Source organism: Rhodococcoides kyotonense (genome assembly GCF_001645385.1).
Lineage (GTDB): Bacteria > Actinomycetota > Actinomycetes > Mycobacteriales > Mycobacteriaceae > Rhodococcoides > Rhodococcoides kyotonensis_B.
Genome location: NZ_LVHI01000032.1, coordinates 64,164 through 81,870 on the forward strand (window position 1 = coordinate 64,164; position 17,707 = coordinate 81,870).

Here is a 17,707-nt window from a genome sequence, read left to right on the forward strand (position 1 = left end):
ATACGGTAATCTCTCTCCTCGGTTCGGAAAGAGAAATCATTCCGGTCACCGAGGTACACGGGCCTATAGCTCAGGCGGTTAGAGCGCTTCCCTGATAAGGAAGAGGTCGGAGGTTCAAGTCCTCCTAGGCCCACACCGAGCGAGACGAAGAGGTGAGATTCTGTGAAGATTCTCGTTCTCGTCGGCGCGGCAGTAGCAGCGATCGTGACAGTGTCGAAGGTACGCGCACAGCGTGCGGGAGACGGTGTCTGGCACGAAGTTACAGCCGCCTGACGTCCGTTGGTTGCAAGCGTGTAAGCTGTTGTTCGCTTGTCCGGCACGATCCGGGGCCTTAGCTCAGTTGGTAGAGCGCTGCCTTTGCAAGGCAGATGTCAGGAGTTCGAATCTCCTAGGCTCCACAAAGAAGAAGGCGTTCGATCCGCACGGATCGGACGCCTTTTTCGTGTCTGTGCAACGTCCTTACTGTGTGGTGGCACGTGGCGCCTGATCCGTCAGCTCTCCCGGAACCAGTTGTAGCGGTACGGGCTGTCCCAGAGGTCACGGACGGACTGCGACCGTCCGTGTCGGATGTACGTCGTCGTGACGACGTGAAGGAAGACCATGACGATCACGAGGGCGATGAAAGTTGTCATGCTTAGAGTGTCTGTGCTGCGAAAACGGGCGAACAGTGGCAGTGATGACAATGTACGTCGAAAAACTGCCATCATCTGCGCAGGTCTTTCCTGGACTGTGAGAGATGCCAAGACGTGGGTAGGCGGGTGTGTCGAAATGCCCAGTCTTCGGCTGTGTAGCGTGCCCGCACACCGTCTGGGCCCTACTCTTCGGTAAGTACCGGCAAACGTCCGACGTGAATGCGCCGCAGGGGGGTGCATTCACGTACGGACTCCCGGTATCCACGACGACGTCGTTCGGTCCATCGTCACGCCAGGACGCGTGCCATCGGCCGATCCGTCGGTTACCCATCCGAAAAGTCGGCGGAAGGTGTTACAGTCCCGCACGACGTCGGTAGTGCGTGGTGTTCATGGGGAGGTGGGCCGTGCCGGGTCGAATTCTGCTCGCATCGGCTGTACGCCTCGGTACCGGGGAATCCGCGGCACGATTGCGTCACGCGTGACCAGGCCCAGATTCGACGAGGCCGGAGTCACGCTGTTCGTGTTCGTGGTCGGGTCGACCCTTCTGTACGCGGCAGCCGGAAGCGCGTCGTGGTCGATGTTGGGCGTGTGGGGACGCACCGCGGTCGTGGTGTCCGTACTGTGCGGGTCGGCCGCAGCCGTCGTTCTCGTTCGGTCGAGGCCGCCGAGCCCCAAGCGAATCATCGGCATCGTGACGTCACTCGCGATCGTCGCGCTGGCGGTGTCCTTCTCCGCGGTGGTGACGCTTCCTGCTTTCCTGATCTGCGTCCAGGCCGCGATCTTCCTGGGTATGCACATCGGTGCGTTCTGGTCGGAGCGCAACGCCGGTGGTTGGGTCGCGGTCCTCGCCGTCTCGGCCGTCGTCGGCGCCGCGGCCAGTCCGTTCGACTCGTCGTTTGTCGTCTACGTCCTCGTGGCACTCGGAATCGTCGGGGCCACAGAGGTTTTCGGCGCGTTCGCGCGTCGCATGCGCTTCTCGGCGACACACGACACGCTGACCGGTCTCCTCAACCGCTTCGGGTTCGAGTCCAAGGTCGAGAAGATGCTGCCCGCGTGTGCAAGTCGCGGATTGTCCGTCAGCGTCGCCGTTCTGGATCTGGACAACTTCAAACAGATCAACGACGAGTACGGCCACATCGCCGGCGACGTCTTGCTGTCCAGGGTGTCGAAAGCATGGAAGGCGGAGATCGGTCGTCGCGACGTGTTGGGACGGCTCGGGGGAGACGAGTTCGTGTTGTTCATGCCTGGCGTTCTGGAGGCCGAGGCGTGGCAGATCATCGACCGCCTACGACGGGCACATCGCGCCGAGTGGAGCGTGGGACTGGTGTGCATGCCTGCGACGCGACGCTGGGTGGACGTCTATCGTGCGGCCGACGCCGATCTCTACCGCGCCAAGCGTGCTCGCCCATCGCGGGCACAGAAGGCGTCACGGACCGATACGCCGGGCTCCGACGATTCGGAGTGGAGAATAGCGCGCTGACGCTTGCTCCACAGAATTCATCCACAGTCTGTGGATGAATTCTCCGTCGCGGTCGCGGCTCGCGGTTCAATTGTCCTGATGCGTCGGCACATTCGTCGACGTGCGAGGTGGGCGATCGAGCGGGGGCGGCATGTCGTTGGCGTGGGAGGATGTTCGAAACTGGAATCCGTCGGAGGTCGGCGTCCTCGCCCGGCGCATCCGTGACTCGTCGAAAAGCATGGACGACCGAAGTGTGGATCTGGCGGGCTTACTGAAACAGCTCGACTGGCACGGTCCGGCCGCAGATGCTGCCCGTGCGGCGATGAACGGCCTCGAAAGCGATGTCGGCGAACGTGCCCGAGTGCTGAGCGCCGTCGGTCGGTGCCTGGACGAGATGGCCATCGCGATGTATCCGCTGACGCATGCGGTCCGTGAGTGCGCAGCCGACGCGGACGGCACGTCGATGTCCATCGGTTCCGACGGCACCGTGGTCGACGGCCTCCCGATGTACACGAGTGCTGCCGCTGATGCCTGGGGTATCGCCCGCGACCGACTGCGGATTCGGCGGGAGCTCGAGGAACGAGCCGTCGCATTGCTCGCTCGGGCCGAGGAATTGGACGGACGTACCGCAGCGTCGTTGAACCGGTGCGAGAACGGCGAGGATCGGACGCGGCAGGCCACAGTGGACCCTCCGGTGCCCGGAACGCCGGCGGCGAACGCGGCTTTCTGGGACGCGGCGACTCAGGCCGAACGGACCGAATTCCTGGTGCGTCGACCGGAACTGCTGGGCAATCTCGACGGCATTCCGGCCCACGTTCGCGACGCGGCGAACCGTCGCGTGCTCGCCCAGGAGCGAACACGGCTCGCGGAAGTCGTCGACGAACTACGAAAAGAATTGCAAGGCAACAAGTTCGGAGGAGCATTCAGCAACGCCGACGCAGGGCTCGCGCAGACCGAGAAAAGGCTGGCCGCGTTGGACGCCGTCGCGACCACTCTTGCGAAGGGAAACAGGCAACTGCTGGTGCTCGACAATCACTCCGCCGACGACACGTTGGCCGCTGTCGCGGTGGGTGACGTCGACACGGCAACCCATGTAGCGGTGTTCGTCCCGGGAATGAACTCCGACGTGCAGAGCGACCTGATTCGGTACGACGGCGACATGGATGCGCTCGAAAGAGCTGTGCGACAACAGCTTCCGTCGAACGACACGGCCGCGGTGGTGACGTGGATGAATTACTCGACGCCACACACCGGCTGGAGTCTGTTCGACCCGAACCGTTCCGTCGTCGGCGCGGGCGCTGCCGTCGCCGGTGGTGCCAGGCTCACCACGTTCCTCGACGGCCTCGACGCGTCGAGACGCAGCGACCCGCACCTGTCGCTGCTCGGACACTCGTACGGCTCGCTGACCGCGGCACATGCGGTGCGCGACGCGTCGGCGACCGGTGTCGACGAGTTCGTCTCGGTGGGCTCGCCGGGCCTCGGCGTCGGGACCGTGCACGAACTGTCGATCCCGCCCGGGCACCTCCACGTCGGCGAGGCGGCCGGCGACGTCGTCGTCGATCTCGGTGTGTTCGGTGCCGATCCGAGCGAACTCGCAGGAGTCGAGGTGTTGCCCACCACGGCAGCAGGCGGTTTGCGCGCGTCGGACGGGCACAGCGACTACTTCACCGACGGCACGACGTCGCAGCACGCGATTGCTCGGGTGGTTGCAGGACTGGACTAGAGCCGGGAGTGAAGCCCGCAGCAATGACCCGTTCAGACCTGCGGTGTCTCGACGATGCGTGGGGTGTCGTCGGCGTAGTCGGACAGGCTGGGCGGCGCGTCGGCGGGAGGCTGGACGGTCCGTCGACGCTTGGTGGCGAGAAAGGCCGCACCTGCTGCAGCACCGAACAAGGTTCCGAAGACGACCAGACGGCGAGTCCGTCGGGACACACCCGCCGTCGACCGTGCTTTCTGCTTCTTCGCCTTCTTCCGACGCGCGAGCTCGGTGCGGGCGAGCGAGTAGCCCCGCGTAGCGACTGCGGCACCGATACCGGCAGGTCCGGTGCTGGCGATCCTCGCCGCATGCAGCAAATTGCCACCCGTGCCGACGGCGACGTCGCGAACCTTCGATGTGCTGGTCATGACACCACTGTTCCATATAGAGGCAGTCATGCCCCGGCACCCGGCCACGAGGAGCGGCGACAATGGCACGATGGTGGTGTGACTTCACCAAACAAGACATCCACGGCAACGCTGCACACCAACCGCGGCGACATCGTCATCGAACTGTTCGGCAATCACGCGCCGAAGACGGTCGAGAACTTCGTCGGCCTCGCCGACGGCTCGAAGGAGTACACGACCACCAACGCGTCCGGCGGAAACTCCGGCCCGTTCTACGACGGCGCGATCTTCCACCGCGTCATCGACAACTTCATGATCCAGGGCGGTGACCCGACGGGCACCGGAACCGGCGGACCGGGCTACAAGTTCGGCGACGAGTTCCACCCGGAACTGTCGTTCGACCGCCCCTACCTGCTGGCCATGGCCAACGCGGGCCCGGGCACCAACGGCTCGCAGTTCTTCATCACCACGGTGAAGACGCCCCACCTGAACCGTCGCCACACCATCTTCGGCGAGGTCACCGACGAGGCGTCGAAGAAGGTCGTCGACGAGATCTCCGGTACCGCTGTCGGCCGCGGCGACCGCCCGGTGGACGAGGTCAAGATCAACAGCATCACGATTTCCTGACGGTTTCTCCCACAGAAGGAACTCGATACATGACGAACCCCGGCTGGGGTGGCGCGCCCGGCGATCAGCCCACCCCACCTCAGTCGAGGTGCGTTCGGCATCCCGATCGACCCACGGGTCTTGCCTGCTCGCGTTGTGGCAGACCCGCCTGCCCGGAGTGTCTGCGCCCGGCAGCGGTCGGTCAGCACTGCGTCGACTGCATTCAGGCCGCCAACCGGTCGGCCGCGCCGGTGCGTACCGTCGTCGGCGCGCCTGCGTCGTCCAGGTACGGCCTGGTCACGTACATCATCATGGGCCTCAACGTGCTGGCCTTCGCGGTCACCGCCGCACAGTCCGGCTCGTTGATGGAGAACACTCGCGGGTCCGCGCTGTTCCAGCAGTGGGCCCTGTACGCGCCTCTGGTCGCCACCGGCGACGTCCAGCGCGTCATCGGCAGCGGATTCCTGCACTACGGGCCCATCCACCTGCTCGTGAACATGTTCGCGCTGTACATCATCGGTCGCGATCTCGAAGCGATCCTCGGTAAGGCCCGCTACGTCGCGGTGTACGTCGTGTCGCTGCTCGGCGGCAGTGCGTCGGTGCTGGTCCTCGAGTCGCCCGGCGCCGTCACGGTGGGCGCGTCGGGTGCGATCTTCGGTCTTCTGGGTGCTCAGGCCGTCGTGCTGCTGCGACTGAAGCGCAGCCCGACGCCGGTCCTGGTCATCATCGGTCTCAACATCGTCATCAGCATCTCGATCCCGGGGATCTCGCTGTGGGGACACATGGGCGGGCTCGTGGCAGGAGCCGCCGCTACCGCAGCCGTCGTGTTTCTGCCGAGCCGCACGCGGTCGCCGAAGGTGGCGTGGGCGGGAGTTGCCGCGGTTGCGGTCGTCGCCCTGGCGATCATCGCGGTGCGCATCCTCGACATCCGTGCCCAGATGGGTATCTAGAACCGACGTCTACGACGCTTCGCGCGCCGCGGGAGCGTTGATCTCCGTCCACACCTCGTCGAGCGACAGGCCGAGGACGTCGGCGATGGCCGCGATGGTCGGGAACGCGGGCGTCGCGACCCGGCCCGATTCGATCTTCCTCAGAGTTTCCGGTGACACCCCTGCATCGAGGGCGGTCTCGAGCATCGAACGAGAGCCCCGAGCTCGACGCAGGAGGGAGCCGAGACGCTGACCTCGCTCGACCTCCACGGGTGTGAGTGGCAACCTGACCATGTCGCCAATACTAATACCGGGATAATATGACCGGGATAGTTATTGGTTTCACGAGGAAGGCGCCCCATGATCGAGATTCTGAGTTCCAGCCAGCTGCCGCAGGCGAGGAAGGCAGGCGCGTTCGTCGCCGAAATCTTGCAGACGATGAAGCAACGGGCCACCGTCGGAACCAACCTGCTGGACATCGACCGGTGGACGAAAGAGATGATTCTGGGCGCGGGCGCCGAGTCCTGCTACGTCGACTATGCGCCGTCGTTCGGCCGCGGACCCTTCGGGCACTACATCTGCACCGGGGTGAACGACGCTGTGCTGCACGGCAAGCCACACGACTACACGCTTGCCGACGGCGATCTGCTGTCCCTCGATCTGGCCGTGATCACCGGTGGTCTCGCTGCCGATTCCGCGATCAGCTTCATCGTCGGCGACGCGCGGCCTGCGGAGAGCGTCGCGCTGATCGACGCGACCGAACGCGCACTCGCCGCGGGTATCGCGGCCGCGGGGCCGGGGGTGCGCATGGGAGACGTCTCGCACGCCATCGGAACCGTGCTTCACGACGCCGGCTACTCGGTCAACACCGAATTCGGCGGTCACGGCATCGGGTCGACGATGCATCAGGATCCGCACGTGTCGAACACCGGACGCCCCGGCCGTGGATACACGCTCCGACCGGGACTTCTTCTCGCGCTGGAGCCGTGGGTCATGGTGGACACCGACGAACTGGTCACCGACGACGACGGCTGGACTCTGCGTAGCGCGACCGGGTGCCGGACCGCACACAGCGAGCACACGATCGCCATCACCGAGGACGGCGTGGAGGTGCTCACCCGCATCTAACGATGCGGTGGCACGAACCCATGTTGCTCGAGGGCGTCGTACACGTCCCGTGGATCGGCGCCGAGGTCCCAGCGACCGAGGATGACGAGCCGGTAGTCGTCCTCGCCGGCTCGGCGGAGATCGAGTTCGAGCATCGGGACGCGTCGACCCAGGCGTGGGTAGCGGACGAGCTTGATCCGGCTGACCTCGTCGGCTCGGTAGGTGTGCACCCCCGACAGACGCTTCATCGACAACGATCCACCGTCTATCCACAGCCGCGGCCGCTGGAATGCTGCCAATCCAGCAATTATCCACAGGCCGAGGGCCGCAGCCGACACGAGAAATCGACCGGCAGGATCGACATCTGTGACGAACGCGACGATGACCAGCACGAATCCGCCGACCGCGAGTGCGATCACTGCCGCCATCGGCGTCGCCCAGGACAAGTTGTGCACATCCTGTGGATGGTTCGACGATTTATCCACAGTAGTTATCCACATTGTTAGTGAATGACATGTGTGTAACTAGGCGGGAGCGTCCCGTCGTCATCGCCACCGCATGGTCATGACGAGCCCGACGACCATGAATCCGAAACCGATCAGGAAGTTCCACGCACCGAGTGCGTCCATCCACGGAAGGTTCTCGGCAGCGAGGTAGTAGACGAGCAGCCACAGGAGCCCTACCAGCATCAATCCGAGCATGACCGACACGTAGAGGGTGCTCGACGGGCCCGCTTTCACGGAGCCGGGCGTTCGGGTCGCCGGGGCGACCGTGTAGTCCTTCTTCTTGCGAACCTTCGATTTGGGCATGGGTGAACCCCTTCGTCGTCGTTGCTCGCGGACGTCGTCTCGCCTGTGGACAACCATGGGACAGACTGTGGACAACGCCTGTGCGCGCGAGCGGGTAGCGTCTGCTTGCGGAGAGAGCGTCGCACGTGGCGATACTCGTCCAGTACACGCTAGCGCAGGACTTTCGTGGGGGAGAGCACCGGACTTTCGACATGACCGACCATCACCGACAGCATCCGACGGACCGCGTCTGGCAGATCATGGTGGTCGTCGTGTGCGTCGTGACCGGAATACTGCTCGCGACGACCAGGCAGATCTCTGCGGGCGACGAAATCCGCAGGTCGGACACGACCCGGGTGTCGGACCTCGTACGGGGCGCGCAGAGCAGCACCGACGAAGCCGAGGCCACCCGCGCCGAGCTGACGCGTCGGCTCGAGGAGTTGCAGAGTTCGGCCGGTTCACGAGACGCCGAGGTGGGCGACGCCCTCGCACAGTCCGACGCGCTGGGCGGTGCGGCGGGTTTGCACCCGGAGTCGGGCGCGGGCGTCGTCGTCACGCTGACCGACGCGTCGCGCGGCGCCGACGGCCGTTACGCGACCGACGCCAGACCTGACGACCTCGTCGTTCATCAACAGGACGTTCAGAGCGTATTGAACGCGCTGTGGACCGGGGGCGCGTCGGCGATCGCGATGCAGGACCAACGGATCGTCAGCGAGATCGCACCCAGATGCATCGGGAACACGCTGCTGCTCGGTGGCCGCACCTACAGTCCGCCGTACGTCGTCACTGCCCTCGGCGATCCTCGAAGACTGACGGCGGCCCTCGACAACGACCGGGGCGTCCGCGTGTACCAGCAGTACGCGCAGCGGTACGGGCTCGGATACGAGGCGAGATCGGCGGACGAGCTCTCGGTGCCGGGCTACACGGGAGTCGTCCGGACGAGGTTCGCTCAGCCCGCGAGGTGACGTCGGCTCGTGTCGAGCGGCTCGCCTATCCTTGCCGTATGCGCATCCTGGTCGTCGACAACTACGACAGCTTCGTCTTCAACCTCGTGCAGTACCTCGGGCAGCTGGGGGTCGACGCGACGGTGTGGCGCAACGACGACGACCGGCTCGCCGACCGCGACGCCGTCGCCGAGGAGTTCGACGGCATTCTGCTGAGCCCGGGACCGGGTACGCCGCAGCGAGCGGGCGCGACGATGGACCTGGTCGAAGCTGCGGCGAAAGCACGCACGCCTCTGCTCGGGGTGTGCCTCGGCCACCAGGCGATCGGTGCTGCATTCGGCGGTACCGTCGACCGTGCACCCGAGTTGCTGCACGGCAAGACCAGCAAGGTTCATCATTCGGGCGAAGGCGTGCTGGCCGGCCTGGAGGAACCGTTCACCGCGACGCGGTATCACTCGCTGACGGTTCTGGCCGACACCGTTCCCGACGTTCTCGAAGTCACCGGCCGCACCGATACCGGGTTGGTCATGGCGATGCGTCACCGCGAGCTGCCGATCCACGGTGTCCAGTTCCACCCCGAGTCGATCCTCACCGAGGGCGGTCACCGGATGCTGGCGAACTGGCTCGCGGTCTGCGGCATGGAGCTGAACGACGGTCTGGTGCGTGAGCTCGAGGCGCAGGTCGCGAGTGCGGCTGCGTCACCCGTGCGTGCTTAGTTGGCCCAGGTTCCAACTATTCGCGCACGGCCGGGAGTGGAGCCTGCAGGAACGACCCATCGAGGCGGCGAAGCCGGGAGTGGAGCCTGCAGGAACGACCCATCGAGGCGGCGAAGCCGGGAGTGGAGCCTGCAGGAACGACCCATCGAGGCGGCGGAGCGCACTATCGCGGCGGGATTCCCAAAGTGCCGACGCTGATGCTCAGGCTCTGCTGCTTCGTGATCTCCGACCCGGCGGGCTCGGCCTGATTGACGACTTTGCCGACGAGCGTCGGGTCGAGCGTGCTCTGGTTCGTCGAGGTGATGCTCGAGCTGGTTCCCGTCCATCCGGCGGCCTCGAGCGCATCCCGTGCCTGCGTCGGCGTCAGTCCGAGTAGGTCCGGCATCGGGATCTTGTCGCCGTTGGACACGCGCAGGGTGATCGTGTCGCCGTCCGTGGCGTTCGATCCACCCGTGGGCGACGTCGACACGACGTGCCCGGCGGGCTGACTCGAGTCGATGTTCTCGACCTGCACCTTGAATCCGGCGCCTTCGATGTTCGGCTGTGCGACCTCGAGTTGCTGTCCGACGACGTCGGGCACGCGAACCTGAGCCGGCCCGCTTCCGAGCGTCACTCGAACCGCGGAACCGACCGTGATACTCACACCGGACGACGGGTTCTGGTCGACGACCTTGTCGAGGTTCTCCGGCGTCGACGCTGCTCGCCCGACGTTTCCGTCGAGTTCGAGCCCGAGCGCGGACAGGGCCTGCGCGGCTTGCTGCTGCGTCTTGCCGTTCAGCTGCGGTACCTGCACCTGCTCCGGGCCCGTCGACACTTCGAGGTTGACGGTGCTCTTCGAGTCGACCTGGGAGCCGGCGCCCGGCCGTGTCGTGATGACGTTGCCTGCGGGAACGGTCGCGTCGGCCTTCTCCTGGATGGCGACGCGCAGATCCGCCTCGAGCAGGCGCGATTCGGCGTCGGACGAGGACAGGTTGGTGACGTCGGGAATGGACACGCGGTCCGGACTAGATCCGGGACCGAGCGACCACAGGAACGCGCCGACGATGCCGATGACGACGACTGCGGCGAGGCTGAACAACGCGATGCGGAGTCCGCGTCGCTTCGGTTGGTCGTCGCGGCCGTCGGAATGCCGTCCCCCGGACGTCGACACGGCCCGCGATTCGGAGCTGTGCGACGAACGCGAATCCATCGAGCCGAGGATCGTCGTGCGGTCCTCGTCGTTCATAACCGTGGGCGCACTCGGTCGCTGCCCACCGAGAACACGGACGAGGTCGGTCCGCATCTCGGCGGCGGTCTGGTAGCGGTTCGCCGGGTTCTTCGCCATCGCCTTCAAGATGATGGAGTCCAGTTCACGCGGCACCGACGGGTTGACGCGCGACGGCAGCTGCGGATCCTCGCGGACGTGCTGGTACGCGACGGCGACGGGTGAGTCACCCTTGAACGGCGGCTCGCCGGTGAGCACTTCGTACAGGACGCAGCCGAGGGAGTAGACGTCGGAACGCGCGTCGACCTGCTCGCCCCTGGCCTGCTCGGGCGACAGATACTGCGCCGTGCCGATCACCGCGGCGGTCTGCGTCATCGGGCTCGAACTGTCGGCGATGGCTCGGGCGATGCCGAAGTCCATCACCTTGACCGCGCCCGCGTTGTTGATCATCACGTTCGCGGGTTTGACATCGCGGTGCACGATGCCGTTGCGGTGGCTGAAGTCGAGCGCGGCACAGACGTCGGCGATCACTTCCATCGCACGACGCGGTGCCATCGGGCCTTCCGCGCGCACGATGTCGCGCAGGGTGTGCCCGTCCACGTACTCCATGACGATGAACGGCAGCGGACCGGCTTCGGTTTCGGCCTCACCGGTGTCGTACACGGCGACGATGGCCGGGTGGTTGAGTGCTGCTGCGTTCTGAGCTTCACGGCGGAACCTCAGGTAGAACGTAGGGTCACGCGCGAGATCGGCACGCAGAACCTTGATGGCGACGTCGCGATCCAGTCGTTCGTCGCGCGCCAGATGGACCTCGGACATGCCACCGAAGCCGAGAATCTCGCCCAGCTCGTACCGGGATGAGAGATTGCGGGGAGTCGTCATCGCTGTCCTTGTCGATCTGGCATGAAGGGGTTCGAGGGTTCCTCGCCCTGGCTGTCCTCGTCGCCTGCGCCCGGCAGCCCGGGCAACGTGAAGCTGGGCAAGGTGAAGCCGCCACCCGTCGTGGTCGTCGGAGCAGCTGTCGTCGTCGGCGGCTGCGTCGTCGTGGTGGGTTCGGGTGTGGTGGTGGTCGGCTCGGGTGTGGTGGTCGTCGGTTCCGCAGTCGTGGTCGTCGGCCGTGTGGTCGGCGGCTCGGTCGTCGGTTCGACGGTGGTCGTCGTGGTCGTAGGCCGTGCGGTGGTCGTCGTCGGCGGCGTGAACGGGGCGGGCGTGTCGTCACGCCCGTTCAACAGGACGAACCCACCGATCAGCAGCGCGAGAACGAGCAGACCGGCACCGCCCCACGCGAGCGCCTTCTGCGCACTCGTCATGCCGGACTTCTCGTCCGGCGACGGTGTGACCGCCGCGCCGGTCTGCGGTCCCGAGTACTGGTTCTGCGACGTCGGCATCATCTGCGTACTGCTGGGTGCGACGACACCGGGCATCATCACGCGTCCGGTTCCCGGTCCTCGTCCGTTCCCGGGGGCGGGTGGGCGACGGCCCGCGCGGACGGCGGCCACGGCGTCGGCGAACTCGCCGCCGTTGGAGTAGCGCGCGACGGGATCCTTGGCCATCGTGATCTCGATGAGCTCGCGCACGTGCGGCGGAAGGTCGGTCGGGAGCGGAGCAGGCATCTCGCGGACGTGCTTCATCGCCACCGTCAGGGCGCCTTCGCCGGTGAACGGCCGCGATCCCGACAACGCCTCGTAGCCGACGGCACCGAGCGAATAGACATCGCTGGCCGCGGTCGCTTCGCTGCCGAGAGCCTGCTCGGGTGCGATGTACTGGGCCGTGCCCATGACCATGCCGGTCTTGGTGACGGGCGACGCGTCGACTGCCTTGGCGATACCGAAGTCGGTGATCTTCACCTGGCCTGCAGGCGTGATCATGATGTTGCCGGGCTTGACGTCGCGGTGCACGACGCCCGTGGAGTGCGCGACCTGCAGCGCTCGACCGGTCTGCTCGAGCATGTCGAGGGCGTGACCGAGCGGCAGTCGGCCGACGCGTCCGAGCACCGCGTTGAGCGGTTCTCCGTTGACGAGTTCCATGACGAGGTACGCGAGCGACTCGCCTGCTTCGTCCCGGGTCTCGCCGTAGTCGTAGACGCCTGCGATGCCGGAGTGGTTGAGCTGGGCGGTCGTTCGCGCCTCGAACCGGAACCTCTGCAGGAACTCCGGGTCCTCGGAGAACTCGGCCTTGAGGACCTTCACGGCGACCTTGCGGTCCAGCCTGGTGTCCATCGCTTCCCAGACCTGACCCATGCCGCCCGTGGCGATCAGTCGGATCAGTCGGTAGCGCTGTGCGATCAGTGCACCGTTGCTCAACGGCATGACGTCACCTCCCCTGCAATCCGGCCGCGATGACGGCGCGTCCCACCGGGGCGGCCACCGAACCACCCGTCGCGGCGAGTGCCCGGTCGCCGCCGTCCTCGACAATGACGGCAATCGCGATCTTGGGGTTGTCGGCAGGTGCGAACCCGATGTACCACGCGTGCGGAGGCGTGTTCCTCGGGTCGGTGCCGTGCTCGGCCGTTCCGGTCTTCGACGCGATCTGCACGCCGGGGATCTTGCCTTCGGATCCGGCGTTGTTCTCGGCGCCGACCATCAACGACGTCAGCGTCGCAGCAGTCTCGGGGCTGATCGCCTGCCCTTCGGACTGCGGCGTCGTCGTCGCCAGATCCGACAGGTCGGGGGACTGAAGTTGCGCGACCATATGCGGTGCCATGCGGACTCCGCCGTTGGCGACGGTCGCCGCGATGATCGCGTCCTGCAACGGCGTCAGCGCCACGTCGCGCTGGCCGATGCTCGTCTGGCCGAGGGCGGCGTCGTCGGGAATCGAACCGATCGTGCTGTCTGCGACGGGCAGCGGTACGGACGTCGTCTCGGAACCGATGCCGAACGCCGACGCCGTGTCGCGCAACGCGTCGGCACCCGTCTTGATGCCGAGCTCCACGAAGGCGGTGTTGCACGACCGGGCGAACGCTTCCCGCAGCGACGCGGTCGGTGCCCCGCCACACGTGCTGCCGTTGTAGTTCTCGAGGGTCGTCTCGGTGCCGGGCAGCGTGATGTTCGGCGCGGCGGTGAGCTGATCGTCCGGCGTCGCGCCCTCTTCGAGTGCTGCAGCGGTGACCAGAACCTTGAACGTCGAACCCGGCGGGTACGTCGCCGAGATCGCGCGATTGAGCAACGGCTTGTCCGGATCGGCGTTGAGGGCGTCCCACGCTGCGGTCGTCTGCTCGCCGTCGTGGCTGGCGAGAGTGTTCGGGTCGTAACTGGGTGTCGACGCCATCGCGAGGATGTTGCCGGTCGACGGCTCGATCGCGACGACGGAACCGGTGTATCCGCGCGAGGTCAGCTGGTCGTACGCGACCTGTTGGACGACAGGATCGATCGTGGTGACGACGTTGCCACCTCGAGGATCGCGGCCGGAAATCAGATCGAACAGTCGACGGCCGAACAGGCGGTCGTCGGATCCGTTGAGCACCTCGTCCTCGCTGCGTTCGAGTCCGCTGCTCGAGAACAGCATCGAGTAGAAGCCGGTGACCGGAGCGTTGGCCAACGGGCTCGACGTCGACAGCGGGTTCGGCGGGTACGTGCGCAGGTACTTGTAGCGGTCGTCGGTGGCGACGGACGCGGCGAGCACCTGACCGCCTGCCGAGATCTGCCCGCGCTGGCGGGAGTACTCGTCGAGAAGGACGCGAGAGTTCCGCGGGTCGCTGCGCAGATCGTCCGCCTTGATGACCTGCAGATAGGTGGCGTTGGCGAGAAGGGCGACGACCATCACCATGACGGCGATGGAGACGCGCCGGAGGGGAGTGTTCACTTGCGCTTCACCATCTCGGTCGGTGCGTCGGCGATCGGCGCGGCCGGAGCCGGCTTCTTCTTCGGCGTCGCGGGTTCACGGGCGGCGTCGGAAATCTTGATCAGAAGCGCGAGCAGCAGATAGTTGGCGAGCAGAGACGATCCTCCGTAGGACAGATACGGCGTCGTCAGGCCGGTCAGCGGGATGAGCTTGGTGACGCCGCCGACGACGACGAACAGCTGGATGGCGATGGTGAACGACAGGCCCGCGGCCAGCAGTTTGCCGAAGCTGTCGCGAACGGCGAGGGCGGTCCGCAGGCCACGGATGATGAAGACCAGGTACAGGATCAGCACGGCCGCGAGACCGATCAGACCGAGCTCCTCGCCGACGGTGGCGATGATGAAGTCGGTCTTCGCGAACGGCACCTGCGACGGCCGTCCGCTGCCCAGGCCCGTGCCCGCGAGGCCACCGGTCGCGAAGCTGAACATCGACTGCACGATCTGGTAGCCGGTGTCGTTGTAGTCGTCGAACGGGTGCAGCCACGTGTCGGTACGAATCTTGACGTGTCCGAACACCTGGTACGCGAACAGGAATCCGACGAGGAGCAAGCCGAAGCCGATGATCAACCAGCCGACACGTTCGGTCGCGATGTAGATCATGACCAGCACCGTGCCGAAGATCAGCAGCGACGTGCCCAGGTCCTTCTCGAACACGAGAACGCCGACCGACACGATCCACACCAGCAGGATCGGACCCAGGTCGCGTGCACGCGGGAAGTCCATGCCGAGGACGTGTTTGCCCGCCGTGGTGAACAGTTCACGCTTGGCGACGAGGAGCGACGCGAAGAAGATCAGCAGCAGGATCTTCGCGAACTCACCGGGCTGAAGACTGAAGCCGGGCAACCGAATCCAGATCTTCGATCCGTTGACCTCGGAGAACGCCGACGGCAGGATCGCGGGGATGGCCAGCAACACCAGGCCGGCGAGCCCGACGGTGTAGCTGTAGCGAGCCAACGTGCGGTAATCGCGCAACAGAACGAGCAGGGCGATGAAACCTGCGATCGCCAGCGTCGTCCACAGCACCTGCTGGGTCGCGTCGGGTGACGGAATCTCCTGTCCCAGATAGGCGGCCGTCTGTTGATCCGCCAGATCGAGGCGATGGATCAACACGAGGCCGAGTCCGTTCAGCAACGCCACGATGGGCAGCAACAACGGATCCGCGTACGGCGCGAACCGACGAACGGCCAAGTGCGCCACGGAGACCAGTGCGAGGTAGGCGAGTCCGTACTTCGCGATGTCCCACGTGATGGTTTGTTCCTGGCTCGCTTCGACCAGAATCAACGACAGCGTCGTGATCAGGACCGCGGCACCGAGAAGCAACAACTCGACGTTGCGACGGTTCGACTGCACCGGAGCAGGAGCGAATCCTCCCGGTGGACTCGGAAACGACGCGCCCACAGATGGATTGGAACTCATCCGGTACCGGCCCTGCAGTTCTGACCCGCCACCTGAGGCACCGAGGGAGTGGGTTCGACGGTCGTGACCGGCGGCTGCGGTGCCTCCGGCGCCGGCGGAGCATCCGTGGTCGGAACCACGGGAGGTGCCCCGGGTTCCGGCGTCGTCACCGGCTGGTTCGGGGTGGGTGTCGGCGTCGCCGTCTCGGTGGTCGCTTCGCACGGAGGCAACAGATCACCGTCGGCGAGGCGGTACATCTGACCGTTCGCGTCCTCGAGCCGTCCCGACGGCAGTCCGGCGCGAACCTGCTCGCGCGCAGCCGGTGCCAAGTCGTCGATCTCGAAGGCGTCGCAGTCGCTCGGCGCGGTGTCCGGCGCCGTCAACGTCAACGCGCCCTCGGCGTCGAGGCAGCCGATGGTGTGTACGGACTGCAGCGAATAGCCCAGGATGGATCCGGGCACGCCGCGCAGCACGGCGACGCGGCCCGTGTCCTCACCGACGTAGTAGTTGTTTCGGATCAGCGTGTTGGCGACGAACGCGCCGCCCACGAGCAGCGCGACGACGGCGAGCGCGACGAGAGTCCACCGCAGCTTGTGCGACTTCTTCTCGGGCTCGGGCGGGGGCGTCGTGATCCGCTTGGGTGTCGCGCGCGGAGGCCGCATCGCCGCGGCGCGTCCGGCAGCGGTGTTGGGGGGAGGGGAGTCCTCTTCGTCCTCGGTGCTGGCAGCGCCGCCGAGGATCGGGTGGCTCTGCCCGTAGTCGAGGTCGATGACGTCGGCGACGACGACCGTCACGTTGTCCGGTCCACCGCTGCGCAGCGCGAGTTCGATGAGGCGGTCGGCGCATTCACCGGAGTCGCCCTCGTTCATCGTGTTCTCGATGGTCTCGTCGCTGACCACGTCGGACAGGCCGTCGGAACACAGGAGGTAGCGGTCCCCGGCACGAACCTCGCGCACGGTGAGCGTCGGCTCGATCTCGTTGCCGGTCAACGCACGCATGATCAACGATCGCTGTGGGTGCGTGTGCGCCTGTTCCGGCGTGATGCGTCCCTCGTCGACGAGCGATTGCACGAACGTGTCGTCGCGGGTGATCTGCGTCAGCTTCTTCTCGCGCAACATGTAGGCACGGGAGTCGCCGATGTGCACGAGCCCGATCTTCTTGCCCGCGAACAGAATTGCGGTCAGGGTCGTACCCATGCCGTCGAGCTCTGGCTCGTCCTCGACCTGGTCGGCGATGGACGCGTTGCCTTCGCGCGTCGCTGCCTCGAGCTTGCCGAGCAGATCGTCGCCCGGTTCGTCGTCGTCGAGATGCGCCAGCGCGGCGATCATCAACTGCGACGCGACCTCGCCTGCCGCATGGCCGCCCATACCGTCGGCGAGTGCCAACAGGCGCGCACCGGCATAGACGGAATCTTCGTTGTTCGAACGGACCAGTCCGCGATCGCTGCGGGCCGCATAGCGGAGTACCAGAGTCACGGGCGCAGCTCGATCACGGTCTTGCCGACGCGCACCGGCGTGCCCAGCGGAACGCGGACGGCGGTGGTGACCTTGGCGCGATCCAGGTAGGTGCCGTTGGTCGAACCGAGATCCTCGACGTACCAGTCGCCGCCGCGTGGCGACAGGCGAGCATGACGGGTCGACGCGTAGTCGTCGGTCAGCACGAGCGTCGAGTCGTCGGCTCGGCCGATCAGAACCGGCTGCGTGCCGAGTGAAATGCGGGTTCCGGCGAGACCGCCCTGCGTTACCACGAGATTCTTGGCAACCTTCTGCTTGGAGAACGACGGGAGCACCTTCGAGCCACCCGTGTACCGCGCGGGCATCCGCATGCCGGACGCTGCGTAGATGTCGCTACGAAGGGTCCGGAGGACGGCCCAGACGAAGAACCACAGCAACAGTAGAAAGCCTGCTCGGGTCAGCTGCAGAATCAAGCCCTGCACAGCCGTCCACCTCCTTCGCCACCATCTTGTTCGTTCACGGTGAGACGAG

General features: G+C 66.0%; 19 protein-coding genes and 2 tRNA genes. 10 read left to right on the plus strand and 11 right to left on the minus strand.

Annotation, left to right across the window (positions count from 1 at the left end):
- The first annotated feature begins 59 nt into the window (after positions 1-59).
- The 3 genes from A3K89_RS19865 to A3K89_RS19870 all read left to right on the plus strand — a co-directional run bounded on the left by A3K89_RS19865 (position 60) and on the right by A3K89_RS19870 (position 398).
- Positions 60-133: transfer RNA gene (locus A3K89_RS19865), tRNA-Ile, on the plus strand.
- 29 nt (positions 134-162) lie between these two features.
- Positions 163-273, plus strand: a complete 111-nt coding sequence (locus tag A3K89_RS26740) for a DLW-39 family protein (protein WP_217266276.1) — start codon at positions 163-165, stop codon at positions 271-273.
- A 52-nt stretch (positions 274-325) separates the two neighbouring features.
- A tRNA-Ala gene (locus tag A3K89_RS19870) sits at positions 326-398 on the plus strand.
- Between the two features lie 93 nt (positions 399-491).
- Here A3K89_RS19870 and A3K89_RS25875 read toward each other — a convergent pair.
- On the minus strand, positions 492-632 hold the full coding sequence (locus A3K89_RS25875; RefSeq protein ID WP_157105391.1) for a hypothetical protein: 141 nt from the start codon (positions 630-632) through the stop codon (positions 492-494).
- A 478-nt stretch (positions 633-1,110) separates the two neighbouring features.
- Here A3K89_RS25875 and A3K89_RS19875 point away from each other — a divergent pair, with 478 nt between their 5' ends.
- Both A3K89_RS19875 and A3K89_RS19880 read left to right on the plus strand, forming a co-directional pair.
- The gene (locus A3K89_RS19875; protein ID WP_068429658.1) at positions 1,111-2,112 is read left to right on the plus strand and encodes a GGDEF domain-containing protein; all 1,002 of its coding nucleotides are present in this window, start codon (positions 1,111-1,113) and stop codon (positions 2,110-2,112) included.
- A 100-nt stretch (positions 2,113-2,212) separates the two neighbouring features.
- A complete protein-coding gene (locus A3K89_RS19880; protein ID WP_254303595.1) occupies positions 2,213-3,814 on the plus strand; it encodes an alpha/beta hydrolase in 1,602 nt (533 codons plus the stop codon).
- A 32-nt stretch (positions 3,815-3,846) separates the two neighbouring features.
- Here the strand turns inward: A3K89_RS19880 and A3K89_RS19885 are convergent, their stop codons facing one another.
- Positions 3,847-4,215 (minus strand): hypothetical protein, encoded by a 369-nt coding sequence (locus A3K89_RS19885; protein WP_068429664.1) that lies wholly within the window; start codon positions 4,213-4,215, stop codon positions 3,847-3,849.
- A 78-nt stretch (positions 4,216-4,293) separates the two neighbouring features.
- Between A3K89_RS19885 and A3K89_RS19890 the strand changes: the two genes are divergently transcribed.
- Together A3K89_RS19890 and A3K89_RS19895 are read left to right on the plus strand one after the other, a co-directional pair.
- Positions 4,294-4,821, plus strand: a complete 528-nt coding sequence (locus A3K89_RS19890; protein WP_068429666.1) for a peptidylprolyl isomerase — start codon at positions 4,294-4,296, stop codon at positions 4,819-4,821.
- Positions 4,822-4,850: 29 nt separating this feature from the next.
- On the plus strand, positions 4,851-5,750 hold the full coding sequence (locus A3K89_RS19895) for a rhomboid family intramembrane serine protease (protein ID WP_068429669.1): 900 nt from the start codon (positions 4,851-4,853) through the stop codon (positions 5,748-5,750).
- Positions 5,751-5,759: 9 nt separating this feature from the next.
- Here the strand turns inward: A3K89_RS19895 and A3K89_RS19900 are convergent, their stop codons facing one another.
- Positions 5,760-6,023, minus strand: a complete 264-nt coding sequence (locus A3K89_RS19900; protein ID WP_068429672.1) for a helix-turn-helix domain-containing protein — start codon at positions 6,021-6,023, stop codon at positions 5,760-5,762.
- A gap of 66 nt (positions 6,024-6,089) precedes the next feature.
- Here A3K89_RS19900 and map point away from each other — a divergent pair, with 66 nt between their 5' ends.
- Positions 6,090-6,857: a type I methionyl aminopeptidase gene (gene map, locus A3K89_RS19905; RefSeq protein WP_068429675.1), complete on the plus strand. Its 768-nt coding sequence runs from the start codon at positions 6,090-6,092 to the stop codon at positions 6,855-6,857.
- Here map and A3K89_RS19910 read toward each other — a convergent pair.
- Entirely contained in the window at positions 6,854-7,336 is a 483-nt protein-coding gene (locus A3K89_RS19910) for a PH domain-containing protein (protein WP_068429677.1), read from the minus strand. The two genes, map and A3K89_RS19910, sit on opposite strands and share 4 nt — an antisense overlap.
- Before the next feature lie 45 nt (positions 7,337-7,381).
- Entirely contained in the window at positions 7,382-7,645 is a 264-nt protein-coding gene (gene crgA, locus A3K89_RS19915) for a cell division protein CrgA (RefSeq protein WP_068429680.1), read from the minus strand.
- A 191-nt stretch (positions 7,646-7,836) separates the two neighbouring features.
- Between crgA and A3K89_RS19920 the strand changes: the two genes are divergently transcribed.
- Together A3K89_RS19920 and A3K89_RS19925 are read left to right on the plus strand one after the other, a co-directional pair.
- The gene (locus A3K89_RS19920; protein WP_068429682.1) at positions 7,837-8,589 is read left to right on the plus strand and encodes a DUF881 domain-containing protein; all 753 of its coding nucleotides are present in this window, start codon (positions 7,837-7,839) and stop codon (positions 8,587-8,589) included.
- 38 nt (positions 8,590-8,627) lie between these two features.
- Positions 8,628-9,284 (plus strand): aminodeoxychorismate/anthranilate synthase component II, encoded by a 657-nt coding sequence (locus A3K89_RS19925; protein ID WP_068429683.1) that lies wholly within the window; start codon positions 8,628-8,630, stop codon positions 9,282-9,284.
- A 163-nt stretch (positions 9,285-9,447) separates the two neighbouring features.
- Here the strand turns inward: A3K89_RS19925 and pknB are convergent, their stop codons facing one another.
- From pknB to A3K89_RS19955, 6 genes are read right to left on the minus strand one after another with little or no spacing between them, the layout of a single operon-like run.
- Complete coding sequence (gene pknB / locus A3K89_RS19930; RefSeq protein WP_068429684.1) at positions 9,448-11,370, minus strand: Stk1 family PASTA domain-containing Ser/Thr kinase; 1,923 nt, start codon at positions 11,368-11,370, stop codon at positions 9,448-9,450.
- Positions 11,367-12,797 (minus strand): serine/threonine-protein kinase, encoded by a 1,431-nt coding sequence (locus A3K89_RS19935; protein ID WP_068429686.1) that lies wholly within the window; start codon positions 12,795-12,797, stop codon positions 11,367-11,369. Before A3K89_RS19935 ends, pknB begins: the two co-directional genes overlap by 4 nt.
- A gap of 4 nt (positions 12,798-12,801) precedes the next feature.
- A complete protein-coding gene (locus tag A3K89_RS19940; protein WP_068429687.1) occupies positions 12,802-14,289 on the minus strand; it encodes a peptidoglycan D,D-transpeptidase FtsI family protein in 1,488 nt (495 codons plus the stop codon).
- Positions 14,286-15,743: an FtsW/RodA/SpoVE family cell cycle protein gene (locus A3K89_RS19945; protein ID WP_068429689.1), complete on the minus strand. Its 1,458-nt coding sequence runs from the start codon at positions 15,741-15,743 to the stop codon at positions 14,286-14,288. Before A3K89_RS19945 ends, A3K89_RS19940 begins: the two co-directional genes overlap by 4 nt.
- On the minus strand, positions 15,740-17,197 hold the full coding sequence (locus tag A3K89_RS19950) for a PP2C family protein-serine/threonine phosphatase (protein ID WP_068429690.1): 1,458 nt from the start codon (positions 17,195-17,197) through the stop codon (positions 15,740-15,742). Before A3K89_RS19950 ends, A3K89_RS19945 begins: the two co-directional genes overlap by 4 nt.
- A complete protein-coding gene (locus A3K89_RS19955; RefSeq protein ID WP_068429692.1) occupies positions 17,194-17,658 on the minus strand; it encodes an FHA domain-containing protein FhaB/FipA in 465 nt (154 codons plus the stop codon). Before A3K89_RS19955 ends, A3K89_RS19950 begins: the two co-directional genes overlap by 4 nt.
- Between the last annotated feature and the right edge of the window lie 49 nt (positions 17,659-17,707).